The organism is Priestia sp. FSL W8-0524 (genome assembly GCF_038005965.1).
Taxonomy (GTDB): domain Bacteria; phylum Bacillota; class Bacilli; order Bacillales; family Bacillaceae_H; genus Priestia; species Priestia zanthoxyli.
This window is the reverse complement of the sequence record NZ_JBBOUG010000001.1, coordinates 1,811,858-1,837,990: the sequence shown is the minus strand read 5'-3', so window position 1 is coordinate 1,837,990 and position 26,133 is coordinate 1,811,858. Positions and strand designations below refer to the sequence as shown.

At 38.1% G+C, this 26,133-nt stretch carries 26 protein-coding genes and 1 pseudogene; 3 read left to right on the top strand and 24 right to left on the bottom strand.

Annotation, left to right across the window (positions count from 1 at the left end):
* Window positions 1-94: 94 nt before the first annotated feature.
* From NST66_RS09195 to NST66_RS09160, 8 genes are all read right to left on the bottom strand, one after another.
* Window positions 95-685, bottom strand: a complete 591-nt coding sequence (locus NST66_RS09195) for a superoxide dismutase family protein (protein WP_028413527.1) — start codon at window positions 683-685, stop codon at window positions 95-97.
* A 188-nt stretch (window positions 686-873) separates the two neighbouring features.
* Entirely contained in the window at window positions 874-1,359 is a 486-nt protein-coding gene (locus NST66_RS09190) for a YusW family protein (RefSeq protein ID WP_028413528.1), read from the bottom strand.
* Between the two features lie 116 nt (window positions 1,360-1,475).
* A complete protein-coding gene (locus tag NST66_RS09185) occupies window positions 1,476-2,858 on the bottom strand; it encodes an aspartate kinase (protein WP_251440498.1) in 1,383 nt (460 codons plus the stop codon).
* A 195-nt stretch (window positions 2,859-3,053) separates the two neighbouring features.
* Window positions 3,054-4,925 (bottom strand): PTS fructose transporter subunit IIABC, encoded by a 1,872-nt coding sequence (locus NST66_RS09180; RefSeq protein ID WP_340843281.1) that lies wholly within the window; start codon window positions 4,923-4,925, stop codon window positions 3,054-3,056.
* 12 nt (window positions 4,926-4,937) lie between these two features.
* Window positions 4,938-5,852 (bottom strand): 1-phosphofructokinase, encoded by a 915-nt coding sequence (gene pfkB / locus NST66_RS09175; protein ID WP_028413531.1) that lies wholly within the window; start codon window positions 5,850-5,852, stop codon window positions 4,938-4,940.
* Entirely contained in the window at window positions 5,849-6,601 is a 753-nt protein-coding gene (locus NST66_RS09170) for a DeoR/GlpR family DNA-binding transcription regulator (RefSeq protein ID WP_028413532.1), read from the bottom strand. The genes pfkB and NST66_RS09170 overlap by 4 nt, the downstream gene beginning before the upstream one ends.
* Window positions 6,602-6,983: 382 nt before the next feature.
* Window positions 6,984-7,124, bottom strand: coding sequence for a hypothetical protein (locus NST66_RS09165; RefSeq protein WP_013056833.1), 141 nt, complete (start codon window positions 7,122-7,124; stop codon window positions 6,984-6,986).
* Between the two features lie 121 nt (window positions 7,125-7,245).
* Window positions 7,246-7,599 carry a YolD-like family protein gene (locus NST66_RS09160; RefSeq protein ID WP_033578844.1) on the bottom strand — a complete coding sequence of 118 codons (354 nt, stop codon included), beginning with the start codon at window positions 7,597-7,599 and terminating at the stop codon, window positions 7,246-7,248.
* A gap of 248 nt (window positions 7,600-7,847) precedes the next feature.
* Between NST66_RS09160 and NST66_RS09155 the strand changes: the two genes are divergently transcribed.
* Window positions 7,848-8,687, top strand: coding sequence for a YitT family protein (locus NST66_RS09155; protein WP_028413534.1), 840 nt, complete (start codon window positions 7,848-7,850; stop codon window positions 8,685-8,687).
* Window positions 8,688-8,837: 150 nt separating this feature from the next.
* On the opposite strand, the gene NST66_RS09150 is transcribed toward NST66_RS09155, so the two are convergent.
* From NST66_RS09150 to NST66_RS09090, 13 genes and pseudogenes are all read right to left on the bottom strand, one after another.
* Window positions 8,838-9,833 (bottom strand): ketoacyl-ACP synthase III, encoded by a 996-nt coding sequence (locus NST66_RS09150; RefSeq protein ID WP_034265711.1) that lies wholly within the window; start codon window positions 9,831-9,833, stop codon window positions 8,838-8,840.
* Window positions 9,834-9,941: 108 nt separating this feature from the next.
* Window positions 9,942-11,015 (bottom strand): sulfate/molybdate ABC transporter ATP-binding protein, encoded by a 1,074-nt coding sequence (locus tag NST66_RS09145; protein WP_033578842.1) that lies wholly within the window; start codon window positions 11,013-11,015, stop codon window positions 9,942-9,944.
* A 19-nt stretch (window positions 11,016-11,034) separates the two neighbouring features.
* Window positions 11,035-11,902, bottom strand: a pseudogene (cysW, locus tag NST66_RS09140) (sulfate ABC transporter permease subunit CysW).
* A 12-nt stretch (window positions 11,903-11,914) separates the two neighbouring features.
* On the bottom strand, window positions 11,915-12,751 hold the full coding sequence (gene cysT, locus NST66_RS09135; protein WP_098112548.1) for a sulfate ABC transporter permease subunit CysT: 837 nt from the start codon (window positions 12,749-12,751) through the stop codon (window positions 11,915-11,917).
* Window positions 12,752-12,845: 94 nt separating this feature from the next.
* Window positions 12,846-13,910, bottom strand: a complete 1,065-nt coding sequence (locus NST66_RS09130; RefSeq protein WP_098112547.1) for a sulfate ABC transporter substrate-binding protein — start codon at window positions 13,908-13,910, stop codon at window positions 12,846-12,848.
* Window positions 13,911-14,162: 252 nt separating this feature from the next.
* The gene (locus tag NST66_RS09125) at window positions 14,163-14,315 is read right to left on the bottom strand and encodes a Fur-regulated basic protein FbpA (RefSeq protein ID WP_013056825.1); all 153 of its coding nucleotides are present in this window, start codon (window positions 14,313-14,315) and stop codon (window positions 14,163-14,165) included.
* 347 nt (window positions 14,316-14,662) lie between these two features.
* Window positions 14,663-14,827 carry a YezD family protein gene (locus NST66_RS09120; protein WP_013056824.1) on the bottom strand — a complete coding sequence of 55 codons (165 nt, stop codon included), beginning with the start codon at window positions 14,825-14,827 and terminating at the stop codon, window positions 14,663-14,665.
* 372 nt (window positions 14,828-15,199) lie between these two features.
* Window positions 15,200-16,579 (bottom strand): sensor histidine kinase, encoded by a 1,380-nt coding sequence (locus NST66_RS09115; protein WP_028413545.1) that lies wholly within the window; start codon window positions 16,577-16,579, stop codon window positions 15,200-15,202.
* A gap of 1 nt (window position 16,580) precedes the next feature.
* Window positions 16,581-17,255 (bottom strand): response regulator transcription factor, encoded by a 675-nt coding sequence (locus NST66_RS09110; RefSeq protein WP_013056822.1) that lies wholly within the window; start codon window positions 17,253-17,255, stop codon window positions 16,581-16,583.
* Between the two features lie 144 nt (window positions 17,256-17,399).
* Window positions 17,400-18,287, bottom strand: a complete 888-nt coding sequence (gene galU, locus NST66_RS09105) for a UTP--glucose-1-phosphate uridylyltransferase GalU (protein WP_028413546.1) — start codon at window positions 18,285-18,287, stop codon at window positions 17,400-17,402.
* Window positions 18,284-18,688, bottom strand: coding sequence for a GtrA family protein (locus NST66_RS09100; protein ID WP_071275019.1), 405 nt, complete (start codon window positions 18,686-18,688; stop codon window positions 18,284-18,286). The genes galU and NST66_RS09100 overlap by 4 nt, the downstream gene beginning before the upstream one ends.
* Complete coding sequence (locus NST66_RS09095) at window positions 18,681-19,646, bottom strand: glycosyltransferase family 2 protein (RefSeq protein WP_033578836.1); 966 nt, start codon at window positions 19,644-19,646, stop codon at window positions 18,681-18,683. The genes NST66_RS09100 and NST66_RS09095 overlap by 8 nt, the downstream gene beginning before the upstream one ends.
* Window positions 19,647-19,659: 13 nt before the next feature.
* Window positions 19,660-21,942 carry an ArnT family glycosyltransferase gene (locus NST66_RS09090; protein ID WP_051418571.1) on the bottom strand — a complete coding sequence of 761 codons (2,283 nt, stop codon included), beginning with the start codon at window positions 21,940-21,942 and terminating at the stop codon, window positions 19,660-19,662.
* Between the two features lie 241 nt (window positions 21,943-22,183).
* Between NST66_RS09090 and NST66_RS09085 the strand changes: the two genes are divergently transcribed.
* Window positions 22,184-22,756, top strand: a complete 573-nt coding sequence (locus NST66_RS09085; protein ID WP_014460341.1) for a GNAT family N-acetyltransferase — start codon at window positions 22,184-22,186, stop codon at window positions 22,754-22,756.
* Between the two features lie 336 nt (window positions 22,757-23,092).
* On the opposite strand, the gene NST66_RS09080 is transcribed toward NST66_RS09085, so the two are convergent.
* The 3 genes from NST66_RS09080 to NST66_RS09070 form a co-directional block, all read right to left on the bottom strand.
* Window positions 23,093-23,965 (bottom strand): STAS domain-containing protein, encoded by an 873-nt coding sequence (locus tag NST66_RS09080; protein ID WP_028413551.1) that lies wholly within the window; start codon window positions 23,963-23,965, stop codon window positions 23,093-23,095.
* 393 nt (window positions 23,966-24,358) lie between these two features.
* Window positions 24,359-25,051 carry an LrgB family protein gene (locus tag NST66_RS09075; protein WP_028413552.1) on the bottom strand — a complete coding sequence of 231 codons (693 nt, stop codon included), beginning with the start codon at window positions 25,049-25,051 and terminating at the stop codon, window positions 24,359-24,361.
* On the bottom strand, window positions 25,021-25,425 hold the full coding sequence (locus NST66_RS09070) for a CidA/LrgA family holin-like protein (protein WP_033578834.1): 405 nt from the start codon (window positions 25,423-25,425) through the stop codon (window positions 25,021-25,023). Before NST66_RS09070 ends, NST66_RS09075 begins: the two co-directional genes overlap by 31 nt.
* A gap of 190 nt (window positions 25,426-25,615) precedes the next feature.
* Here NST66_RS09070 and NST66_RS09065 point away from each other — a divergent pair, with 190 nt between their 5' ends.
* Window positions 25,616-26,047 (top strand): MarR family winged helix-turn-helix transcriptional regulator, encoded by a 432-nt coding sequence (locus NST66_RS09065; RefSeq protein ID WP_028413554.1) that lies wholly within the window; start codon window positions 25,616-25,618, stop codon window positions 26,045-26,047.
* Window positions 26,048-26,133 lie beyond the last annotated feature (86 nt).

Here is a 26,133-nt window from a genome sequence, read left to right as displayed (position 1 = left end):
TCTTCTATTGTGCAAAAAAAAGAAGCTCACCGCAATTTAGAAGCGGCTCGTTAAGGCAATAAAAAAGCTGTGAATGATCTCACAGCTTTTTGGCTTATTTCGTAATCACTCCACAAACAATTCGATCTCCTGAGTTTCCTGAAGGATCTGTTGTGTAATCGTCTACTTTATCATGTATCACTAATGCCGACCCATCCATATCTATAAGAGAATTCGGCTTTCCTTCTTGCAACGTCACAAGAGAAGCAAAAATTTCGGTATCTACTTTTCCATTTGGCGCAACTTCTAAGTTGGGCAAGTCACCCGCATGCGGGCCTTTTGTATTTTTAAAGCCGTGTTCACGTTTAAAAGGATTAAAATGGGCCCCTGCTGTTTTGAAATCCGGCACCTCACATTTTCCTATTTCATGAATATGAAATCCATGTCTCCCGGGTGAAAGACCTTGAGCAGTTAATTTAATTTGCACACCGTTCTTTGCTTCTGTCAGCGTAGCCTCTCCTACTTTTTTGCCTGACGTATTCGTTAAATCTACTTTAACAGGTCCTACCGATACCTCGCTCGTTTCTTTCGCTTCCTCGGTTTTCAGGTGGTTTTCATGAGCGTTATTTTGCTCTTTTACCATGCTGCATGCTCCTAACAATAACAGAACAAAGACTACGCATCCGTTCATTATCAACTTTTGCATCCGTGATTCCTCCTTTTGCTTATTTATCACCATCCTTTCACTATTTTCCTTTTTTTAGACATCAAAAATAAGATTGAGACATACGTTCACCTTACCAAAGAAAAAATCCGAACGAGTTGGATTCTTAATGAAGAACCTCAATTCATCGTTCGGATTTTCCTTCAACTAAAATACTTTGTTTTAACGTCTTACTTTTGTTTAAAGTTGTATTCTTTTTCCGTTCCGTTTGAAAAACGAACTTCTAATTCAAACGACTGAAAATCTTTTTTTAGGCCAAACGCATCGATTACTTCCTTTTTTACATCTTCATCGGGGGTGCGCTGATCAAAATTTAACTTTTTAAATGTTGAAGATAATTTATTAAACGCTTTGTCTCCGTTCAAGTGCTCATCGTTAATATTATCATCCACTTTGGCTTCTATCTCATCGTTTTCATTTTCATAGTCGGCTTCATAATCATTATTAAGCCCCTTGTAGTCTACTTCTAAATCAAATTTTGAAAAGTTAAAAGATGTGTTTTCACTTTGATTATCATAGCTCATCGGCGTTCCGCCATTTGTCACGCCTTGTTTATTTTGAGCTTCTCTTGCGGGTGCCGCATCATCATTGTGGCATGCTGAAAGTACGCTCATACCTATAAGGGAAAAGAATATGAAAAAGGGTCTTTTCTTCACTGTATTTCCTCCTTTGACTTCACTCTTCCTTCCCTTTATGTCCACAAATTCAATTTATATACGCCTTCACTAGAAAACCCCGCTCTCTAAAAAGAAAGCGGGGTTTTTCGTCTTGTTTATTTTACATTAGAATAAGAAATACTGTACATGCTGTTAAAATACGTATTATAAAGAGCTTGAACAGCACGGTCTAAAGCGTCTGCTTTCACACCAAACATCATGCTTACCTCAGAAGAACCTTGGTTAATCATTTCAAGATTCACTTCAGCACGAGCAAAAGCTTCTGTAGCTTTCGCAGCAATTCCTACTGTGCTATTCATTCCCTCTCCTACTACCATAACCATAGCAAGATCACGTTCAATAAAGATTTCATCTACTTCAAGTTCTTTTTCAATTCGAGCAAATACGCGTTTTTCCACACCTGGCGTAAGCTGATGCTCGCGCATGATGACAGAGATATTATCAATTCCTGAAGGAGTATGTTCGTATGAAATACCTTCATCTTCTAAAATTTCAAGCAATCTTCTGCCAAAACCAATTTCACGGTTTAATAAGTATTTGCTCACATGAATATTGCAAAAACCTTTGTCACCAGCGATTCCAACTACTGGCGTATCGCCGTGAGGGCGCTCAGCTACAATGAATGTACCTTTTGCTTCAGGATTATTTGTATTCTTAACACATACAGGAATGCCTAGTTTATAAACCGGCTCTAGCGCTTCATCATGGAAGACAGAAAAACCTGCATAGGATAGTTCACGCATTTCTCTGTATGTGACTTCTTTCATTTCATGAGGCTTTTCCACAAGTCTTGGATCTACGCTGTAAATAGCATCTACGTCAGTAAAGTTTTCATACAAGTCAGCTTTTACTCCTGCTGCTACAATTGAACCTGTAATATCTGACCCACCGCGCGAGAACGTAACCATGTTCCCTTCTTCAGAGTAGCCAAAAAATCCTGGAATCACCAAAATGCCCGAACGCTCTCTTAGCTGCGGCAGTTTTTCATAAGACAGTGGAAGCACTCTTGCTCTTCCTGGTTCATCAGAAACAAAAATACCTGCTTCTTTTGGATTTACATAATGAGCTTCAAACCCTAAATGGTTTAAATAAGCAGCCATTACCTTTGCGTTATTATCTTCTCCACTTGCTTTGAGACAATCTAATAAGCGAAACGGATCGTTTTTATGTAAATCAATAAGTGATTGTAAATTCGCAATAATATCAGTAATAATCGTTTCTGGCATAGACAAATCAACCACGATTTCACGATAGCGATCGATTACTTGCCCAAACTCATCGACGTAATCTTCTCCAAGCTGTATTTTGGCAGAAAGTGCGATTAACAAATCTGTCATTTTTGTATCTTCTCCGTATCGCTTGCCCGGAGCTGATACAACTACCAGCTTTCTCTCTTTATCAGACGTTACAATATGCGCAACCTGTTTAAATTTCTCTGCGCTTGCAACTGAACTCCCGCCAAACTTCGCAACCTTCATGTTTGAGACACTTCCTTACTTTGTTTTTAATATTCGATTATTGTACCATATTTTATCAAGTAGAAAAGCTTATCTATCTAACTTTTCTAAAAATTAAAGGAATACTACCGTAATTGTACTCTCATAAAGAACAAATGTCTACCAGAAAAACACAAAAAGACTGATTTTACATCATGTAAAATCAGTCTTTATTTGTTATTCTGCTTTTGGTTTTTTTAATACACCTACAAGGACCGCTGTCACAATGGCACCAATTAAAATTGCTAGTGCATATAAAAGAGGATTTCCTTGTACAATTCCGATAACGAATACACCGCCGTGTGGTGCTGGTAAACCGATGTGGAACATCATTGTTAAAGCACCTGCTACTGCAGCACCGATAACCGATGCGGGAATAACACGGCCTGGGTCAGCTGCTGCGAATGGAATCGCACCTTCTGTGATAAATGAAAGACCCATTACATAACACGTTTTACCTGTTTCACGCTCTTGGCGAGTAAATTTGTTTTTGAACAAAGTTGTCGCAATAGCCATACCTAGTGGCGGAACCATACCGCCTGCCATAATCGCTGCGTGTGGAGCATAGTTTCCAGCATCAATCATTGCGATACCAAATGTAAAGGCTGCCTTATTAATAGGACCACCCATATCAATAGCCATCATACCGCCTAAGATAATACCTAATAATACTAAGTTACCCGTGCCAAATCCACTTAACCAGTGCGTTAACCCTTTGTTAATTGCACTAACTGGCTCATTTACAACATAAAGCATAATCAATCCTGAGATAAAAATCCCAAATAGCGGATAAAGAAGAACTGGCTTAATTCCATCAAGAGCTTGCGGCAGGACGCTGAACAATTTCTTTAATCCCACTACTACATAACCCGCTAAGAAACCAGCGATTAAACCACCTAAGAAACCGCCTCCCCCAGAAGCTGCTAAAAGACCTGCAACCATACCAGGAGCTAAACCAGGACGATCAGCAATACTCATTGCAATGAACCCTGCTAGTACCGGTACTAGTAAAAAGAATGCATTATCTCCGCCAATTGTTTTTAGCGCCGCTGCAAACGCATTGTACGTTGGATCTTTCGGTTCTGCTGAGTGAATACCAAACATAAATGAAATGGCGATTAAGATCCCGCCCCCTACAACAAACGGAAGCATTGCTGATACACCGCTCATTAGGTGTTTGTAAAACCCTGTACGCTCTGATCCTTTACTTTCTCCGCCTTCTTTGCTGCCACCGCCGCCGCTGTATACAGGAGCGTCTCCTTTTAACGCGCGGTTAATTAATTCTTCGGGCTTACGAATTCCTTCAGCTACTGGAACTTGAATAACTTTTTTACCTGCAAAACGTTCCATTTCTACTTGCTTGTCCGCTGCAACAATAATAGCGGTAGCGTTTTCAATTTCTTCCTTCGTCAACGCGTTTTTAACACCGCTGGAACCATTTGTTTCAACTTTGAGCGTCACGTTCATGTCTTTCGCTTTTGCTTTTAGGCTATCCGCTGCCATATACGTGTGGGCAATTCCCGTTGGACAAGCCGTTACAGCAAGCACTAATTGATCTGAAGCTGTATCCACTTCTTCTTCCGGCGCTTCATTTTCAGTTTCTTTATCATCAATTGCTTTAATGACTTCATCAATTGATGATGCTGTTAGCAACGTTTTTCGGAACGATTCGTCCATTAATAACGTAGACAAACGAGATAATGTTTCTAAGTGAGCATTATTCGCGCCTTCACTCGCTGCAATCATGAAGAATAAATGTGCAGGCTGTCCGTCTAATGATTCATAATCAATACCTTCTGTTGAGCGTCCAAATGCAATGGCCGGTGTTTTTACCGAGCTTGTTTTTGCATGCGGAATGGCAATGCCTTCCCCAATTCCCGTTGTACTTTGAGATTCACGATTTAAAATTGCTTCTTTATAGCCAGCTCGGTCGCTTAAGCGACCAGCTTCGTCTAATTTTCCAACTAACTCATCAATAACATCAGCTTTTGACATGCTTTTTAAATCAAGAATGATTGTATCTTTTTTTAATAGTTCTGTAATTCTCATTCTCGGTTCCCCCTACTCTACCTTTGTGATTGACACTTGTTCACGAAGCGTCTTTACATCTTCTGCTGTACATAATTCAAGTGAGAATGCTGTGGCACTTCCTGAAGCAACTCCTGTTTGAAAGGCTTCTAATAAATCCCCTTGCTTTACATAAGAAGCAATAAATCCAGCTACAAGTGAATCGCCAGCTCCAACAGAATTTTTCACTGTTCCTTTAGGGACTGTGGCACTGTAGACACCGCTTTCGTTAATAAGAAGTGCTCCATCGCCTGCCATGGATACAACGACGTTTTGCGCTCCTTGTTCCACAAGCTTTTTACCGTATACTAGCGCATCTTCTGCACTGTTTACTTCTACATCAAACAATTCTGCAAGTTCATGATGATTTGGTTTGATAAAAAACGGCTTGTGAGACACGACGTCTAGCAAGGTTTTTCCACTTGCATCTACTACTACTTTTACTCCGTTCGCTGCTGCTAGTTCCGTTAACGTTTCATACACAGAACTTGGAAGCGTTTTCGGTATACTTCCTGCTAATACGAAGATATCGCCTTCAGTCATTTGCTTTACTTGAGTCAATAAAGACTGAAGCGCTTCGTCTGTAATAGCAGGTCCTTGACCGTTAATTTCTGTTTCTTTTTCCGTTTTTAACTTTACGTTAATGCGGGTATCTCCATCAACTCTTGTAAAAGCTGTTTCAATATTCTCCGCTTTTAAGTAGTCTTCGATATAGGTTCCTGTAAAGCCGGCTACAAAACCGAGAGCTTTATTATCAACATCTAATCGCTTTAAAACGCGAGAGACGTTAATGCCTTTCCCTCCTGGAAACTTGGCTTCATTCGTTGTGCGGTTAAGTCCGCCTTCTTCGAATGCTGAAACATGTACTACGTAATCAACGGATGGGTTCAACGTACATGTATAAATCATGATTTCACAACCTTTATGTCTGTTTTGTTTGCATACTGTATAAGTACATCACTAGGTACGTCATTTGTTATAATTTTTGCTTCATGTAAATCGGCTATTTTCGCAAAACTTGTTTCAAAAAACTTAGTAGAATCTGATAAAATATAAGATTCTCTAGAAAGCTTCATTGCCGTTTGCTTGATCAATGCTTCTTCTGGATCAGGAGTTGTATATCCATATTGATGATGAATCCCATTCGCTCCCATAAAGCACTTATCAAAACGATACTGCTCAAGACTTAAAAGAGCTCCATTGCCAATTAAAGCGCCCGTTTTATGTTTAACAGATCCTCCAATTAAATAGAGGGTGATACCTTGTTCTAACATCGGGTTTAAATGCATTAAACCATTTGTCACGACAACTACATCTTTTTGCTTCAAAAAAGGAATCATTTCATACGTTGTAGTTCCTGCATCTAAAAAAATACAGTCACCTTCATTTATAATGGAAGCCGCATACTCTGCAATGTTTCGTTTATCTTGAATATTTTTAGCAGATTTTTCGATAACGCTCAGTTCGATTCGTTTACTGCGAATAAGCGAAGCGCCACCGTGAACACGTTTGAGCATTTGCTCTTCTTCTAGTTGACTTAAGTCTCTTCTAATTGTGGATTCCGAAGCGCCTGTAACTTCGATAAACTCTTGCACTTTTACAAGTTCTTTCTCTTTTAAAAGTTTTAAGATTAGTTGATGTCTCTCCGGCGTTAACATGTTCTAGCTCCTTTTTCAAAAAAGCGTTTTCATTTATTTCATGTACTTACTTTATCACGGTTTACATTCAAAATCAATCATAAAAAATCAAAAACATTCATTTTTTTAATTACAAAATAAAGTTTTTTGAACGAACAATTAGATTTGCATTTGTTTTGATAATAGTTTATACAAAAGGAAATAAGCTGGTAATTCAAGAATTTGTCTACTTTTCTCATTATATGTAAAGGTTTTCTTACAACTAATTAGCTATGACTGTTTTTGACTATTTCTTGACCGATTTAATTTCTCTTGACTGAATTATGTTTAGCTTGTCCTGTTTTAATGAGAGCCTATACATCAAAAAAGTTGTCCACCTTTTTGGACAACTCAAAGTGACCCATCATTTAAATAAAAACAGAAGCATATATAATATAGAAGCAAGGGCAGAAGAAATAGCCAAACTTGAGATAAAACGAACGAGTCTTTTCTTAATGAACTGCGTTAATTCAATTTCTCTTACTTGAGTTTTTTCATTTTGCATACAATATCCCTTCTTTAATCAAAATTTCCTAGTAGCTAAAAGTGACTACTCGCAGAATATGCTTTTATGTATTGTATGCAAGCGTTAAAAAAAAGATACAAATTCAACAAAAAAGCTACTCTTAGCTAGAGTAGCTTTCATCTTTCCATACATCTGCTTCAATTACTGCATCCGCTCGAATCGAATATGTATAACAAGGCCCTGTCACCATCAGCGTATTCGACTGCAGAGAAACTTTATCGATTGTCACTCGTTCATATCTTTGAATATGTCCTGCTTCATAGACGTGAAGGGTTACTGGATGATGCTCCGAGTAACTGTTCATAATGACATTTTCAATATGCTCAATCTTTTCTTTTTTCAACCCTAAAGACTGCTTATGCGCCTCGGGACTGTACATTTTCTTCATTTTCTCTAAATGCTCAGGCATTACTAACTTCGCATACTGTTTTAATTCATCTTGATACACGTTCATTCTCCCCCTTGACTCTTGCTTCTATTTTACCGAACGAACATTCTCATTGCAAAACTTTTTAATCAAAATAAAAGCAAACAATTCATTTTTTCATACTCCATAAAAACTGTCAAAAGATTTTATGTTGATAGCAGAAATTGATTTTTTAAAAAATAATAATATCCCATCTTTAATTCAGCCTCTAGAGTTGGTATAATACATTGTCATGACTGTGTTTTCGGAGTTTTTGATGATTGGAGGTAACGTTCATGATCAATAAAATAAAAGAAATTATCCTCATTATTCTAGGAAGCCTCATTTTCGCACTGGCCATTAATTATTTTGCTATTCCAAATGAATTAGCAGAAGGCGGCGTAACCGGTGTAACAATGATTACCTATTATGTACTAGGCTGGTCTCCTGGTATCACAAACTTTATATTAAACGGTTTGCTGGTACTGATCGGATACAAATTGCTTCACAAACGTGTGATTGCTTACACAATTATATGTATTATTTTCACATCTCTATTCCTACATATAACTGAAGGACTGGGAAATCCTCTTGACGATACGCTACTGGGGGCTATTTTTGCTGGTATTTTAGCCGGTGTAGGACTCGGGCTTGTGTTTAGAGGTGGCGGAACTTCCGGAGGCTCGGCAGTTATCGCCCGCTTAGCTAATCAATATCTAGACTGGAATATTAGCAAAACGATGCTAGCAATTGATTTATTAGTTGTAGCAAGCGCCTATTTTGTCATCGGTGGAGAAAAGACGATGTACACGGTTATTTCTCTTTATATCGGAACAAAGGTGCTTGATTATATTATTGAAGGACTCAACCCCCGCAAAGCAATCACTATTATTTCACACCGTTCAGCTGAAGTAGCCGAACAAGTTAACAAAAAGATGCAGCGAGGCGTCACTGTCTTTTCTGCTCATGGAAGCTATACAAAAGAAGCAAAAGACGTATTGTACGTAGTTGTGAACAAACAAGAACTATTAGAGTTAAAGCGCATTATTCATAAAGTCGATGAACAGGCTTTTGTGGTTGTCCACGATGTGCGAGACGTCTTTGGAGTAGGTTTTACTATTCCAAAGGCCAGCTAAAAACCCGCTGTAAAAAAGCGGGTTTTTTCTATTATATATGTTTGCGCTGGAAATACAGTAAACCTGCTGTTATAAAAAGAAAAAACTTTCTTGTAACGATAATAAAAAAGCGCTTCAATGAAAGCCTAAAAAGCTAAAAGGCGATGCCTTTTAGCTTTTTTCTTTACACGTCCATTTAATTAACAAACCGCAATGCGTTAATCCTCCTCCAAACCCATAGAGAATAAGAAGGTCATTATCCCGTACTTTTCCTGTCATTATTCCTTCGTTCAAGGCAAGTGGAATAGAAGCTGAAGATGTATTTCCGCAGTATTGTACACTCGTTAACGTTTTATCCATTGAAACACCTGTTTTAGCACAAATAGCTTCAATCATCCGAAGGTTTGCACTGTGCGGAATAAACCAATTTACATCAGAAAGAGAAATGGAAGTACCCTTTAACAATGCTTCTACTCCTTTTGGAATCGTTCGGACAGCAAAGCGGTATACTTCACGCCCATTTTGAACTAAATTTCCGCTCGCGTTAATTTCTTTTCCTGAAAGAGTATCAGATAAATTAGAACGATATAAATTCACCCCTCCGCTTCCGTCCGTTCCGTAGTTACATCCTAAGAAACTTGGATTATGCTCATCGTATTCTACAAGCATAGCTCCCGCTCCGTCACCGAACAGCACGCAGGTAGCCCGGTCCTTATAATCTGTAATTTTCGACATGACTTCAGCACCAATAACTAAAATCTTTTTATGCAATCCCGACGTCACTAAGCCGTTCGCCACGTGAAGTCCATATGTAAAACCGGCGCATGCGGCACTTAAATCAAATGCAGCAGCTTGATTAATATGAAAGTAATCTTGAACCTGACATGCTACGCTAGGAAAAAAGTGATCGGGCGTTGTTGTCGAAACAATAATTGCATCTACATCTTCTATTTCTACAGCATATCGGTTGAGCAAATTTTCAACTGCTCGAATGGCAAGCGTAGACGTGTATTCGCCTTCACCAGCAATTCGCCGTTCTTTCATTCCCGTGCGCTGTACAATCCATTCGTCACTTGTATCAACCATTTCTTTTAAATGGTCGTTCGTTAATTTTTGCTTTGGTGTATATATCCCCATTCCTGTGATTCTAGCTTTTGATTGCATCATTTCTCCACCTCAAATCAGTTGATACTTAATTATAACACCTACTTTTAATATCTGGTACTAATTTATTAATAGATAAAAAGCGCAAAGGTATACCCTTCACGCTTTTTATCAAATAGAATAATCTTCTGGAATAAATACTTTTAGCTGCTTAGGCTTTACATACACCTGCTCTCCTACTTGAAGGCTGAGTGTTTTATAATGCTCTTTGCTTAATTCAGCTTCTAAAAATTCTTCTGCATCTTCTCTTTTTAATTCAATTTGCACGATAGGTCCTATCACATGAATATGGCTAACGGTTGCAGAAACGGCATCTGCGCTTGTTTTTACTTTTTCAAGGTGAATATCATGAGGTCGCACATATCCAACAGCTGCTTCTTCATTTCTTCCGCTAAATTCTGGAACATCCATTTCAAAGCTTCCCTGTTTTAGCCTGCCTTTATGAATGCGACCCTTAAATAAATTGACGTTTCCTAAAAAATCGTACACAAATGGACTGTTAGGATGATCATATACTTCCTCAGGACTTCCAATCTGCTCAATTTTCCCGTTGTTCATCACAACAATACGATCAGCTACATCTAAAGCTTCTTCTTGATCATGCGTAACGAATATACTCGTAATATGAAAGTCATTATGCAATTTACGCAGCCATCTGCGTAAATCTTTACGAACTTTCGCATCCAAAGCGCCAAAAGGTTCATCTAATAGCAGTACTTTCGGTTCCACTGCTAACGCTCGAGCAAGCGCTACTCGCTGGCGCTGTCCTCCCGATAATTGAGAAGGATAGCGATTTGCAAGCGGCTCTAGTTTCACAAGCTGCAGCAGCTCGGTTACTTTCTTGTTAATGTCCATTTTAGAAGGTCTTGTTTTTTTAGGTCGTACTTTTAAACCATACGCAATGTTATCAAACACAGTCATATGCCTGAACAAAGCATAGTGTTGAAAAACAAACCCTACATTCCGCTCTTTTGGATTTACGTGCGTAATTTCCTTTCCATCAAATAAAATAGCTCCTTGGTCAAGATGTTCAAGACCGGCAATGATGCGAAGCAAAGATGTTTTTCCAGAACCGGACGGACCGAGTAAAGCTACTAATTCACCCGTTTGAATATCAATGTTAATAGAATCCAGCGCTTTAAAATCACCAAAGTTCTTTGATACGTGCTTAATATGGATACTCATCTCATAAGCTCCTTCCTTTTTAAATATGTTTGGCTTTCCACTCAATAATATTTTTTTACAATTAATGTAAATATAGCTAAAACTGACATTAAAGATGCTACCGCAAACGCTGCTGCAAATTGATATTCATTGTAGAGAATTTCAATATGAAGAGGCATCGTATTTGTCATTCCTCGAATGTGCCCCGACACAACGGAAACAGCTCCAAACTCTCCAATCGCCCTCGCATTACATAAAATGATTCCATATAATAAGCCCCATTTAATATTAGGTAATGTCACTAGAAAAAAAGTTTTGAAACCGCTGGCTCCTAACGTTAACGATGCCTCTTCTTCGGCTGACCCTTGAGCTTGCATGAGTGGAATCAATTCTTTGGCAACAAACGGAAGCGTTACAAAAAGGGTAGCTAATATAATACCGGGAATAGCAAAGACAATTTTGATGTCGTGATTAAACAGCCATTCTCCGAACAACCCTTGTGCACCAAATAATAAAATAAAAATCAATCCAGCAATAACAGGCGAAACGGCAAATGGTAAATCAATAAGCGTAATTAAAATATTCTTTCCTTTAAAATCAAACTTCGTAATTAACCATGCAGCTACCACGCCAAAAACGGCATTTAACGGAACGGTAATCAGCACGACGATTAACGTTAGTTTAATAGCAGCCAGGGCATCTGGATTTGTAATCGCAGCGAGATATGTTTCCCACCCTTTTTGAAAGGCTGTTATAAAAATCGTGATAAGCGGAAGCACTAAGAATAGAGCTAAAAAAGCCAGTGCAATAAATGTAAGCAGCCATCGGACGACTTTGGGCTCTTTTAAACTAGAATGAGTGATTTCAACAGTCGTTTTTGCGTGCTGCATTGGAACATGTCCTGCCAATTTCATCCCTCCTTAACTATGTATAAATTTACGATTTGTCCACCATTGAATAATATTAATAAGTAATAACAGAAAAAATGATACAACGAGCATGACTGATGCAATAGCAGTAGCTCCCGCATAATCGTACTGCTCGAGTTTTGTCATAATAATAAGCGGCGTAATTTCAGTTTTCATCGGCATATTTCCAGCAATAAAAACAACGGACCCGTATTCTCCAAGCGCTCTTGCGAACGAAAGAGAAAAACCTGTTAAAATAGCGGGCACCAGCTCTGGAAAAATAACTTTTCTGAACGTTTGCATTCGGCTGGCTCCTAAACTAGCAGATGCTTCTTCAATCTCTGCATTAAAGTTTTGCAATACTGGCTGCACCATTCGGACAACAAACGGCAGACCAATAAACGTAAGAGCGATAATAATTCCGATAGGCGTAAATGCGATTTTAAACGTAAATAATTGACCAATCCATCCTTTCGGAACGTAAAGAGTGGTCAAGGCAATGCCGGCAACAGCCGTTGGCAAGGCAAACGGCAAATCCACAAGTCCGTCAATAAACCTCTTTCCAGGAAAATGATACCTCACTAATACCCACGCAATAATGGTTCCAAAAATAACATTAATGATGCCGGCTGCAAATGCTGCTCCAAAACTTAATTTATACGACGCTACTACTCTAGGTTCTGTAACAGTTTTAATAAAGTCGCTCCATCCCATAGATGCCGTATTTAAAAAAATCATAGCTAACGGAAAAAGCACAAGGATACTTGCATAAAACATCGTAAAACCTAAAGAAAGCCCAAATCCAGGTAAGATGCTTTTCTTTTTTTTCTGTCGTTGTAACACGCTCACGTCTTACACCTCTCTCTGCTTTCAAGATACATGTACACAGAAGATACGAATCACCATTCGTATCTTCCTCGTTCTACTTTTTTAATGAATCATATTACTTTGGCTGATAAATCTGATCGAATGTTCCCCCATCATTAAAATGCGTTTCTTGAGCTTTTTTCCAGCCGCCAAAATCTTTAATAGTGACTAGGTTAAGCGAAGGGAATTGATCTTTGTGTTTCTCTAATACTTTTTTATTTCGAGGACGATAGTAGTTTTCCGCTGCGATTTCCTGACCTTTTTCTGTATATAGGTATTTTAAGTATGCTTTTGCTACCTTTGTCGTGCCTTTCTTTTTAGCTACTTTATCTACTACAGCAACAGGTGGCTCTGCTAAAATACTTAATGACGGTGTTACAATTTCAAATTTATCTTTTCCTAGCTCATTTAACGATAAGTAAGCTTCGTTTTCCCATGCAATTAACACGTCTCCAATGCCTCGCTCTACAAAGGTAGTGGTAGCTCCGCGTGCGCCTGAGTCTAACACTTCGACATTTCCATAAAGCTTACTCATGAAGTCTTCAATCTTTTTGTTATCGCCGTTATATTTATCCTTCGCATATGCCCATGCAGCTAAATAATTCCAGCGCGCGCCTCCAGAAGTTTTTGGATTTGGCGTAATAACAGATGTACCTTTTTTCGTTAAATCATCCCAATCTTTAATTCCTTTTGGATTTCCTTTACGAACTAAAAAAACAATCGTTGATGTGTATGGTGTAGAATTATGAGCCAATTCTTTCTCCCAGTCTTTGTTTAATAATTGACGAGTTTGAGCGATTTCATCAATATCGTAAGCAAGCGCCAGCGTTACTACATCCGCTTCTAAACCGTCAATAACTGCTCGGCCTTGCTTACCAGAGCCACCGTGTGATTGCTGAATAGTGACGTCTTGCCCTGTTTTATCTTTCCAATAAGACGCAAAGCTCTTATTGAACTCCTGATAAAGCTCACGTGTAGGATCATATGAAACGTTTAAAAGTTCTACTGGTTTTTTTGAATCGTTTTTACTCGCAGAACTATCTTTCCCTGCTGTTTCAGTAGATTTTCCATTGCCGCAACCTGCTAGCACCACGAGCAGTGCTGTCAGCACCATTAAAAACTGAACTGCTTTTTTCTTCATGTTTTACTCCCCTTTTTATAAAAAAATACAAAAAGGCCGCTATCTCTTAAAAAAGAGAAGCAGCCTTCAGTTAGTCTGATCAGCGTATATGCTCTTAAATTATTCTTATTAAATTTATTCGTAAGAATAAAAAGAAGATACTTTCTGAAAAGACAATTTATTCTTGTTTTTATAATAAACACACTTTACCCATTAGTCAACTAGGTTTTGAATCTTTTTTACACTTATTTTAGTTCTTTTTACGTATTTTCCTTACTTACTGCGTGCCTGATACTCTTTTTCTAAGTCAGAGAGTGTGAGTTCAAAAAGATGATGATTTTCTTTTTTATAAATCCCTTTTTTCAGTAACTCTTCAATGAGGTATTGTTTTCTTTGGCGCACCGCTGCTCGTAATAAATTTTCCATCTTTTCTCCTCCTATTATATTAATTTAAGAATAAAAAAAAGACTCCTAACACAGGTCAGAAGCCTTCGGTAATCCGATCAGCACAGGAATGAAACTGTCAGATCTTCATAATTTTAAAACGTATAAAGCTGCTGCTTTAGCAGCTTTACACTTTTCATCGTCATACTCATACAACCTCTAACTCAATTTTAATTCGAAAAATTCTAAATCTTCAACCGAAAAGAAAGTCAATTCTTCTTCGAATGCGCACGTTTTCTATATTTAATACAGTACTTGCTTGCCCCGCCGTCAAGCGTTCGCTATCTAGACAGGCCCTTCAGTTTCTCTAAATACGTATTGAAATAGGCTTATTTGTGGCTTGCTACTTTGCTTTTAGCTAAAAAGCGGTTTTTTTCCGTGCTGTCCACTTGAGTAATTTGTCCGTCGTGAAGAGTAATTAGTACAGACCCATAGTTGATTTCAGTTAGTAATTTAACAATATAATCTAATTTTTCTTGTGTAATTGAAGCCATTTTATCATTCTCCTATCCATAGATAAATTTATATTTTAGTTGCAGTTGAATAAACAAAGCGAACAACATCTATAAGTACTTGTATAATGTGCAGAAGATAAATACATCGTAATCCTCCCCATATGTTCAGTTGAAGATTGAGATTTTAATGACCACAACCAATGTACAGAAAAGGCCCACACCAGTAGCGAACAAGTATGAGCCTTCGGTTGACCGATCAGCTTCTTTAGCATCCCAATTTTTTCAAAAGATTTATACTATCTATATTATTTACACTTTACCTATATGTCAAGTAGGGATTAAAAAAATAAATAGATATTATTAATTTTTTTTATATCTTTGACCTAATAAAAAAGACTCATCTGCATGAACTTACACAGACGAGTCTTTTTTATTCCTATTTTTTTGGATAGGCAAAGTTACCGTAAAGATGCTTCCTTGTTCTTTTTTGCTTTCAACACGTATTGCGCCCTCATGCAGTCGCACAATTTTTTTTGTAATAGCTAGACCGAGGCCGCTTCCTTTTAACGTTCTGGATTTATCTACTTTATAAAAGCTTTCAAAAATATATTTTTGATCTTCTTCGATAATACCAATTCCATTATCCTTTATTTTCACGTCTATTTCTTCGTTTTTTTGATGAATGGATATTTTCACAAATCCATTTTCAGGCGTATATTTAACAGCATTTGTTACTAAATTTAGCCAAACTTGCTCTAACAAATCTTTATCTGCTTCTATTTGAACATTGGATAAATCAAGGTCAATTTCTATATTCTTTTTTATCCACTGAGGTTCTAAAGCCATGACCACATGCCTGATTTGTTCATCTAACCGGTATTGCTGCAGCATTAGCGTTTGATGTTCAGAGTCAAGAGAAGCAAGCTTTAGCAAATTGGAACTAAGCTGAGATAGTCTTGTACTTTCTTTTTCGATAATCGTTAAATATTGTATCTTTTTATCTTCACTGACGATATCATCTTTAAGTGCCGCTGAAAAACCGCGAATAGAGGTCAGCGGTGATTGAATTTCATGGGAAACGCTAGCAATAAACTCTTGCCTCATCGTTTCTATTTTGTTTAATTCTTTAGTCATTTGATTAAAGTTTTTAGTTAACAGACCAATTTCATCATTCGCTGCGTGCTCGACTTGCACATTGTATTCGCCTTGTCCGACAACTTTCATCGCTGTACTGAGACGCTTAATCGGTTTAATAATAATCGTTGAAACATATGCAAACAATACAATACCTACTAATAAAATCGTAATAAGCTGGATATTTTGAACATCTTGAATAACTGAAAATTGCCGCTGTGGATGAGACTGAATAAATAGAGCATACGACCGTCCATTTTCTTTAAAAGGGAGACCCACTACGTTTGGCTGTGGACGATCACCTTTTTCCTCGTTTAAATTAGAATAACGCTTCCCACCTAATACTTGATCTACTTCTTTCGGTGTAATTGGAATAGGCGGCCCCGGCTGTCCTAATACTTTCTCTTTATGCTGATCATCAATAATAATAAACGAAAAATGAATGAATGATGAATTAGATAAAAACCTTGCAGCTTTATCGGAGTCTTCTGCTCCGTACAAATCGATAAAATCTTCTCCCATCTTCACCATATCCTGACCTAATCGCATTTCGAGCTTCTGCTTGCTAAGAAATGTCGTGACAACAACGGTAATCACAACGCTCAATAAAATTGTAATGATGAACGATAGAACCAGCTTTACATAAATTGATTTCACGTTAACACCCTTCTGCTCTATAGCCTAGTCCGCGAATTGTTTTGATTTCCATACCGACGTTTTTCATATGATTAAGCCTCTCTCGCAGACGTTTTATGTGAACGTCTACCGTGCGCTCATCACCTTCATAATCATATCCCCAAATTAATTGAATAAGCTGATCACGAGTAAAAATCTTTCCTGGAGAACTAACTAATGTGAACAGTAATTCAAACTCTTTTAACGGCAGCTGTTCGCTTGTTTCTCCTGCACTCATCTCTAATTTGGTACGGTCCAATTTTATATTCCCCATATAAATTACATTGTTAGCTTCTACTCGGTACCTGCGTAAAAGGGCCTTTACACGAGCAACCATTTCCTGAGGATCAAAAGGCTTCACGACATAGTCGTCTGTTCCGATATCAAATCCTTTTAGTTTATCATGCGATTCGCCTCTAGCTGTTACCATCAAAACCGGTATATCAAAATACTCCTTAATTTCCTTTGTTAGTTCCCATCCGTCTTTAAATGGCATCATGATATCAACGACCGCTAGATCAATTCGAAACTCTTCCATTTTCGCCCACGCTTCTTCACCATCTGCTGCTTTTATAATTTTAAATCCTTGATTTTCTAAATATAATGATATCAGCTCTCGAATGTGTTGATCATCATCTGCAACTAATATTTGAATCATACATGTCTCTCCCTATTCCTAAGTTTGTCCAGCTTTCACGCACAGTAAGCTCTCTGTTTATACCAAACAGAGAGCCACATAAGATCATACAATGATTTTATACTTCAAATATGAACTGAATATGAACAAACTGATTAACTCTTATTAGCTGAAGTTGTTTGCTCGTTCTTTTTCTACAATTCCTTCCAAATACGATAAAAACGTTTGACGTAAATCTTTACGCTTTAACCCCACTTCTACCATTGCTTTCATATAGCCTACCTTATCTCCAATGTCAAAGCGCTGCCCTTCAAGTTCAAGAGCAAACAATCGCTCTTTTTCACATACGACGCGCAGTGCATCTGTTAATTGTAATTCATTTCCTACCCCTCTTTCAATCGTTTTTAGATAAGAAAAAATAGAAGGGTTTAAAATGTAGCGGCCCATAACGGCAATCGTTGACGGAGCTTGTTCTATTGATGGTTTTTCAATCAAGTCATTCACTTCATGAATGCTGCCAGATTTATTTCTCGGCTGAATAATGCCGTATTTTGATACTTCTTCCACATCCACTTTTTGAACTCCAATAACTGATTGATTAGTCGTTTCATACGCTTGAATCATCTGTTTGAGCGCAGGTTCTTCAGAAGTCATAATATCGTCTCCAAGAAGAACGGCAAACGGCTCATCTCCAATAAATTGCTCAGCACAAAGAATAGCATGACCAAGTCCTAACGGCTCTTTTTGACGAATATAGTGAATACTGGCCATTGATGAAATCGTTTGTACTTCTTTTAACATTTCGAACTTGTGCTTTTCTTCAAGCATTTGCTCTAGTTCAATTGATTTATCAAAATGGTCTTCAATTGATTTTTTATTTCGACCTGTAATAAAAATAATACTTTCAATACCTGATTTCACAGCTTCTTCTACAATGTATTGTACAGCAGGCTTATCGACAATTGGCAGCATTTCTTTGGGCTGCGCTTTTGTCGCTGGCAAAAATCGAGTTCCTAAACCGCCTACTGGAATAACTGCTTTTTTTATCGTCATATATGAATCCCTCTTTCTTTTTTAGTAGTAAATACAAATAATTTGGTGCCAATAAAATTGATACCGACACTTACGATTGTAATTAAAAGTTTACTGATTAGCAGTGGTATACCCCATTTATTATATAGAACAGTCAACAGAAAAGATGTTAGGGATAAAGTGATTAAATTCACGATCACGAATGAAATCACTTCACGCTTACTGCTTTTTTCTTTTTTCTCAAACGTCCATTTACGATTCATGACATAACTGTTTAAAATGCCCGCACTGTATGAAATCCACTGCGCTAGTATGTAGTTCACACCGATTGTTGTTAAAAGTGCGTATACTGCAAAATCAATCAGTGTATTTACCACTCCTACTAACGCAAATTTAATCAAGGGTATCCATTTGTTAGTCACGAAGTGATACTTCCTTGCGTGTTTCAAGCTGATACTTTTCACGGACGATATAGAGTGGACGATTTTTTGTTTCATCGTAGATGCGGCCAATATATTCTCCGATCATACCAAGAATGATTAAAATGATGCCGCTAAAGAATAGCTGAATGACAATTAATGACGACCACCCTGTGATGGTGCTGTCTGTAAATAACTTCAAATACAGCACCACTAAAAGATAAATAAAACCAACACCTGATAGCGTTACACCAGCATAGCTAGCTAGCTTCAGCGGTTTATAGGAGAAAGACGTAATGCCATCCATTGAAAGCTTCAGCATCTTTTTCAAAGGATATTTTGACTCCCCGGCCAAACGCTCGTCTCGCTCATATTCTACTGCTATTTGCTTAAAGCCAACCCAGCTTACTAATCCGCGAACAAAGCGATTTTTTTCTTGAATGCTATTCATTTGATTGCACACTTTACGATCTAGCAAACGAAAATCCCCTGTATCGAGCGGAATATCAATATCGGTCATCGCACGTAAGAAACGATAAAACATAGCCGCTGTTTGCTTTTTAAAATATGTTTCTCCTTTTCGCTTTGTACGCTTAGCGTATACAACGTCAAATCCTTGCTTCCATTTTTCAATCATCTCTAAAATTAATTCGGGCGGGTCTTGCAAATCAGCATCAATCACAACGACCGCCTCTCCTCGTGCATAATCCATACCAGCTGTAATAGCAATTTGATGACCAAAGTTACGGGCAAAATCTAATAAAACAACCGCTGGGTCTTGCTCACTGTACTCTTTAATAATTTCTGCCGTTCGGTCTCTACTGCCGTCGTTCACGAAAAGAAGCTCGTAAGCTTCTTTCGTTGAACGCATCACTTCTGTTAGACGGCGATAGGTTTCATGAATCACTTCTTCTTCGTTGTAGACAGGAACAACAATAGAATATTTAATAATTGAACTCATGTTCATGTCCTCCTTATTTAAGCGTTATTTCGTATAATGTTCCGTTTCCAGATGGTCCTTGCTGAGAACTTGATGAAGTAGACTGCCATTTGGAAGAAGGGATCTCCTTACTATTTTCTTTAATCCACGTGATAACGTCAGATTGGCCTCCCTTACCCATTCCAGACAGGTAGAAATATTTCACTTCACCTTTTTTAATCATAGATTTTAATTTACTCACCGTTAGAATTGGATCTGAACCGCTAAATCCTCCCATTGCCATGACTGGCTTGCCCGTTTTGATAATGTAAGGCGCAGCTGAAGTTGAATCCGTTGTGGCAAATAAATATTTTTCGCCTGTATTATTTTTTGTTAAATAGTTTAGTAGCTTTGTGTTTACTTCTGCGTTCATCCCTCCACTTTTTCGTTTTGAAGATGATAATTTGCTTGAAGAGCTACTTGGCATTTGCATTTGACCATTATTTTTGGACGAGCCTCCTGGCATTTGACCGCTGTTTGACGATCCGCTTGGCGGCTGCATTTGACCATTATTGGACGAACCGCCCGGCATTTGCATTTGACCGCCGTTCGATGAACCGCTTGGCGGCTGCATTTGATTGTTTGAAGATGAATTGCTGTCAGAGCTTCCTGGAGGCTGCATGCCGTTAAAGCCAGACTGTTTGCTATTTGTAGCTGTGCTTGGAGGTCCTCCCATACCGCTTGAAGAATCAGGACCTGCTGCTGGAAGCATGCTATTTCCACCATAAATAATTGGTGTCATCGCCCAGTACGCCGGCATTGCAAGCAAGACAACCATTGCTGCTACTCCTAAATAATTCGTTACAGAATTTTTACGCTCTTTACGAATAGCTAAAACAAGAGCTAGAATGACGCCCAGTGCCCCTACACCTGCAATTGGCGCTACGCCGATTGAGCTGACATAAGGAGACATGATATATACTTGAAGCGCTGCTGTTGTTAAAATACCACTCGGCAGCAGCCATGATTTCCAGCCATTATGCTGTTTGTACATACTCCATAAAGCTACTGCTCCCGCTCCTGCAAATGCTGCGATTGGAGGTGCCAGCATAATTAAATAATACTGATGGAAAAATCCTGCGATACTAAAGAAAACAGCTACCGGCAGCAGCCAAGCTAACCAAAATAAACTTTCTTTTTGTTTTGCCGTGTAAGGTCCTTTAAATTTCACTCCAGCAAATAGACCCACGATTGAAAAGATTACAAATGGCAATAACCAGCTGATTTGATCTGATAACCCTTTTTGGAACAGTCGGAATGGACCAGGGTTCCCCGTGTTGAACATTCCGTTTTGATTTCCTCCATCTGGAGCCTGCATCTTTTGAGAAGAGCTGCTCTTGCTTTGATTTGAGCTTTGTGAAGACTCAGCATTTGAATTACTCGTTTGTTTTGTTTCACTGCTTGCTGTTTGCTGCTGAGCTTGAGCAGGCTGTTTATGACTGCTTCCCGTCACGCTTGTATTTCCAGTTAAACGATTGATACCGTTATATCCAAAAGCAAGCTCTAGAACTGAATTTGTTTGACTGCTTCCCATATAAGGACGCTTATCAGCCGAAGTTGAATCTACTACAACTGCCCATGAGACAGAAACAGCAAGCATCAGTGCAGTTGCTGTTGTTAAAAAAGCAATTTTCTTTTTCCACGTAATTTTGGTTGCCACTACATAGAAAACATAGAATGCTGGTAAAACCATGTATGCTTGAAGCATTTTCATGTTAAATGCAACACCAATCATCGCAAAAGCCGCTAACACCCAGCCAAATTTAGCTGTACGCACAGCACGAAACAACATCCACGTTGCTACTAATAATGTAAACACAAGCATACTATCAATATTATTTGTTCGGCTTACCGCGGGCACAATCGGCGTCAGAGCCATCGCAAGAGCAGCAAACCTCCCAGCCCATACGCCAAACGTACGTTTCACGAGTACGTATAGTAAAAGAACTGAACCGATGCCTGCTAATGCTTGCGGTAAAATGACGCTCCACCCGTGAAATCCAAATATTTTGGCGCTAATTGTCTGAATCCAAAACACAACCGGCGGCTTATCAATGGTTACATAGCCTCCTGGATCAAAAGATGCGTAAAAGAAATTATGAAAACTTTGAAGCATACTTTTGACAGCTGCCGTGTAATAAGCGTTGGCGTATTCATCTGTCCAAATTTTAAATAAGTTCAAAAACGCTGCAATTAAAACAATTGGAACTAAAAATAAGTCTATTCTTTTTTTGTTTGAAGTCCGTTCTTCTTTCACTTCACTGTTCATGTGTTTCATTTCACTCCTTCGTAATTTCTGACTTTAGTCTAACAAGCTTATGTGAACTGATTATGAACAGTGAAAATAATGTTTTTATTTTTTAAAAAGCTATTTGACCTCTTACGCTCAGCAATGAAATATTTTACAATTAAAGAATCAAGTACATGAAATGAAAAGGGTCTTTCTTGGATGCTGCAGCTTCTATGAAACATTCTTATCAACACTTCATCCACTTCTTGCTGAGAAAGGAGACAACTTTATGATTCAAGTAAAAGATATATACGGAAATTTACCCACACTAGAAACAGAAAGACTCCGCTTGCGGAAAGTTACCAAAAAAGATGTGCGTGACATGTTTGAATATGCCTCAAATGAAAAGGTAAGCAGATATGTAAATTGGGAAAAGCACCGAAAGCTTCAAGATACAAAAGAGTTTGTTTCCTTCGTTTTAAAGCAGTACAGCAACCAATCCATTTCTCCTTGGGCTATGGAAATCAAAGCCCTGAAAAAATGTATTGGCACCATTGACTTTGTCACTTGGAACCCTACTCATCGCATTGCGGAAATTGGCTATGCGATTTCTGAAGCATATTGGAATAAGGGATTTGTTACGGAAGCAGCTGAAAAAGTAATTGCGTTTGGATTTGAAGAAATGGATTTAGTGCGCATTCAGGCGAGGTGCTTTGTTGAAAATGCCGCTTCTGAGAAAGTGATGAAAAAAATCGGTATGTCTTATGAAGGAACAATTCGAAAAGCCATGTTTATTAAAGGAGCTCATCAAGACTTAAAGTTATATTCAATCTTGCGAGAAGAATACACGCGCAACGCGTAGAAAATGTATAGAATACTTTCCATAACACAGGCTAACTTCAACACTAACTCTTCCTTTTGAGGTGAACAATGTTGGAGCAAGCAATTCAGCATTTAGACTTATCTGCACACGGTTTGTGGTTTCCGATTACCGTTAGTTTATGCTTATTTATTCTTGCCCTTGTTTTATTTAAACGGCTGGTTTTTTATCTATTCAATAGCGGTATACTTCCTCGTTTATGCTTTTGTGCTGCCATGGCATATCGCATTTATTAAGTAAAAAAGCGGATGTTGATTAACATCCGCTTTTTTACTATGCACTTACTTTCTATATGCTGAAATCCATATTTATGGCCGGTCATTTTATGCGCCGCGATGACACATGCGTGCGGCTATGCTCTTCAGGACGTGTAAACCCAATTTTTAAAAGCGCCGCTTCTAAATTTGCTTCTGTTTTAATTTGATTAAAATCAATTCCTAGTTTCACTACCGTTTGGGCAATTTCCGGTCGTATCCCCGTTATAATAGCTTCCACTCCCACCAATTTAAGCGATCGATGAATTTTAAAAAGATTGTCTGCTACCATTGTATCAATAATCACGACACCTGAAATATCTAAAATAAGATAAGATAATTGAAGGCTTGTCCCTTTTTTCAAGCAGGTTTCCATAATAACTTGCGAGCGGTGGGTATCAATTTCTCCAATAATCGGCATAATAGCAATCCCTTTTGTGACAGGTACGAGTGGAACTGAAAGTTCTTCTAGTGACGTATAAGCTAAATTCATCATATATCGATTATGCTCGTCATAAATTTGACCAAAAACACATGTTACCGTATCTAAAAGTGGATCAATTCGTTCACTGACATGCAGCATGGTAATTGCCGCAAACTGATGCTCCTCTAGTTCTCTTGTAAATACATCCCAAATAACGCTGCGATAGATTGGAAGGATACCTAGTGCTTTTTCTAAAGGAATATTTTTTTCCACTGCATATTTACCCGTATCAAGTGCCCATTCTTTAACAAGTTTAAGTACAGCCTCCTGTTCTTCAAATAGAGATCTCCCAAAGTATTCCATAATTGACACTCGCCACTTCAGAATTTTCTTTTCTTTCAATTCCTCTAGACTTAGTGTATGTGTAGCATCTAAACGTTCGGCTAATTTTTCTGACAAGCTATATTTATGTTCAAGAATCTTTTTTCCTATATACACGAGCTCCTCTTTCATAAAATACGTTCAGCTCCTCTTTTCTGCTATTTTTACTGCGTATATAACCTTGACTAAGCCTACTTATCCATCCGAAAATTGACTAGCCTTCCTAAAAATAACAAAAAAGCGGTTATTTTATGAATTTTCTTTCTTTTTATTATAGTACCAGAGTAAGAGCCGCACAACTTAAAATTTGCTTCGGAAAAAATTTATGCTTTTATATAAAAAGCGAGATGGGGGCATAACGAAATCAACAGTTAGAAGCCAGTACATACATTAAATCTACGTTTACGATGAGCATAAAAAAACACGAACTATCCATCACCTTTCAATAGATCGTTCGTGTTCAACTTTAACTAACATACTTTTGTCTCAGCCTCGTTTTTTATATTCACTTTCTTTTATCTCGCCTTACACTTGGAATAGCCAGACAACAATTGGCCCAAAAACGGATCCTAATACAGCGCTTAACGTCATTGATACTGAACTCATCGATACCGTTAGCTCACCGTATTCAAATGCTTTAGAAGTTCCTAGCGCATGAGAAGCACTGCCTAATGCAATTCCTTTTCCTAAAGAACTCTTGATCCGAATCCATTTTAAAAGTAGCGGTCCAAGGATTACTCCAGAAAAACCTGCAATCATAACAAATACCACGGTCATCGATGGAACGCCCCCTAGTCCTGTGGCGATCTGAATCGCTACCGGAGTAGTAATAGACTTAGGAATAATGGATAAAATCAGGCTTCGATCAACGCCAAATACTTCAGCAAACACGAGTCCGCTGATCATGCCTGCGAATAATCCTACAAATACCCCTCCAATAATAGGAACGCTGTATTTTACTAGCATCTCACGCTGTTTATAGAGTGGATACGCTAATGCAACAACCGCTGGTCCTAGAAGTGAATTAATCCATTTGCCTCCAATCATATACTCATCATAGGAAACATGAAAAGCAAGCAAAAGAAGAATAACGAATATGGTTGTAGTTAAAACAGGAATAAGAATCGGATAGGAGAACCGCACGTATACTTTTGCCATGACTAGATACAAAGCAACTGTAGCTACGATTATAAAGACCGCGATAAAGAATTCTTGCACTGTTGTTTCTCCTTTCGTTTGTTCGCTTTCTTTTCCAAAAGTTGGCTGGCAGTCCCTGCAGCGGCCATCGTAACAATCGTACTAAGCACAATAATTAAAAATAAAACCGCTCCGCTGCTTGAAAGAAGCGAAGGATAATTCATCACACCTGCCATAGCTGGTATGAATAATAGCGGTAAAAAAGATAACAAGAAACTTGCTCCGTCTTCAATTATTTTGATGGGAACAACTTTGCATGTTAAGCAAATGAGCATTAAAATTAAGCCTATAATACTGCCTGGAATAGGTAGATGAAGCATATGGTGAACAGCTTCGCCAATCATAGAAAAAGCATAAAGAATCGCAATTTGTAAAATGATTCGTATCACTTTCATTATAGGTCACTGTCCTATAAATAAAGAACAGCTGCCCTCCTCTCTTTATTTTGTCATGTTGTCTAACATTTAACTATATAAACACCTTTACTTTACCTATTTTTACTTGTACTATACAACTATATATACATTTGTATTATACAAGTATATATTTCTTTGTCAATGAATGATTTTGTAAGGGGCGATTATAATGCAAGAAAAGAATTCAATTGAATTGATTGAATATGAACTTACTACCTTTATTAGACGAGCGGTCTATCTTGATAATTCCGAAAATAAAATAGGAAACCTAGAAAGATCAGCTTATTTATTGCTGCGGCAATTAGATGAATTTGGACCAGCTCGTGTAAAAGAACTGGCAGAAGCATTTAAACTCGACATTTCAACTCTTTCTAGACAGGCTGCTGCTTTAGAAAATAAAAAGCTTATTTCTCGCTCCTCTGATCCTTCGGATGGGCGAGTCAGCCTATTTGACATCACAACACGCGGGAAACAAATGCTGCAAACTGATAAGCAAATGCGCCTTGAACGCTATCATAGTATGTTAAAAAAATGGTCAAGTGAAGAAAAGGAGCTATTTGGCAAACTATTAATGCGGATGAATGACGCATTTATCGATTAAATAGAAATTCATGAAAATTAGGCTACTGCTGCAAGGTGTTTGTCCCTTTCTCTTTTCTCTTTTTTGCATTTAATGTAAAGAGACTA

What these genes read in the sequence shown, in the direction of transcription:
- NST66_RS09195 (WP_028413527.1), bottom strand. Translation starts at nt 685, where the DNA reads ATGCAAAAGTTGATAATGAACGGATGCGTAGTCTTTGTTCTGTTATTG.
- NST66_RS09185 (WP_251440498.1), bottom strand. Translation starts at nt 2,858, where the DNA reads ATGAAGGTTGCGAAGTTTGGCGGGAGTTCAGTTGCAAGCGCAGAGAAA.
- NST66_RS09180 (WP_340843281.1), bottom strand. Translation starts at nt 4,925, where the DNA reads ATGAGAATTACAGAACTATTAAAAAAAGATACAATCATTCTTGATTTA.
- pfkB (WP_028413531.1), bottom strand. Translation starts at nt 5,852, where the DNA reads ATGATTTATACATGTACGTTGAACCCATCCGTTGATTACGTAGTACAT.
- NST66_RS09170 (WP_028413532.1), bottom strand. Translation starts at nt 6,601, where the DNA reads ATGTTAACGCCGGAGAGACATCAACTAATCTTAAAACTTTTAAAAGAG.
- NST66_RS09165 (WP_013056833.1), bottom strand. Translation starts at nt 7,124, where the DNA reads ATGCAAAATGAAAAAACTCAAGTAAGAGAAATTGAATTAACGCAGTTC.
- NST66_RS09160 (WP_033578844.1), bottom strand. Translation starts at nt 7,599, where the DNA reads ATGAACGTGTATCAAGATGAATTAAAACAGTATGCGAAGTTAGTAATG.
- NST66_RS09155 (WP_028413534.1), top strand. Translation starts at nt 7,848, where the DNA reads ATGATCAATAAAATAAAAGAAATTATCCTCATTATTCTAGGAAGCCTC.
- NST66_RS09150 (WP_034265711.1), bottom strand. Translation starts at nt 9,833, where the DNA reads ATGATGCAATCAAAAGCTAGAATCACAGGAATGGGGATATATACACCA.
- NST66_RS09145 (WP_033578842.1), bottom strand. Translation starts at nt 11,015, where the DNA reads ATGAGTATCCATATTAAGCACGTATCAAAGAACTTTGGTGATTTTAAA.
- NST66_RS09130 (WP_098112547.1), bottom strand. Translation starts at nt 13,910, where the DNA reads ATGAAGAAAAAAGCAGTTCAGTTTTTAATGGTGCTGACAGCACTGCTC.
- NST66_RS09125 (WP_013056825.1), bottom strand. Translation starts at nt 14,315, where the DNA reads ATGGAAAATTTATTACGAGCAGCGGTGCGCCAAAGAAAACAATACCTC.
- NST66_RS09120 (WP_013056824.1), bottom strand. Translation starts at nt 14,827, where the DNA reads ATGGCTTCAATTACACAAGAAAAATTAGATTATATTGTTAAATTACTA.
- NST66_RS09110 (WP_013056822.1), bottom strand. Translation starts at nt 17,255, where the DNA reads ATGATTCAAATATTAGTTGCAGATGATGATCAACACATTCGAGAGCTG.
- galU (WP_028413546.1), bottom strand. Translation starts at nt 18,287, where the DNA reads ATGACGATAAAAAAAGCAGTTATTCCAGTAGGCGGTTTAGGAACTCGA.
- NST66_RS09095 (WP_033578836.1), bottom strand. Translation starts at nt 19,646, where the DNA reads ATGAGTTCAATTATTAAATATTCTATTGTTGTTCCTGTCTACAACGAA.
- NST66_RS09090 (WP_051418571.1), bottom strand. Translation starts at nt 21,942, where the DNA reads ATGAAACACATGAACAGTGAAGTGAAAGAAGAACGGACTTCAAACAAA.
- NST66_RS09085 (WP_014460341.1), top strand. Translation starts at nt 22,184, where the DNA reads ATGATTCAAGTAAAAGATATATACGGAAATTTACCCACACTAGAAACA.
- NST66_RS09080 (WP_028413551.1), bottom strand. Translation starts at nt 23,965, where the DNA reads ATGAAAGAGGAGCTCGTGTATATAGGAAAAAAGATTCTTGAACATAAA.
- NST66_RS09070 (WP_033578834.1), bottom strand. Translation starts at nt 25,425, where the DNA reads ATGAAAGTGATACGAATCATTTTACAAATTGCGATTCTTTATGCTTTT.
- NST66_RS09065 (WP_028413554.1), top strand. Translation starts at nt 25,616, where the DNA reads ATGCAAGAAAAGAATTCAATTGAATTGATTGAATATGAACTTACTACC.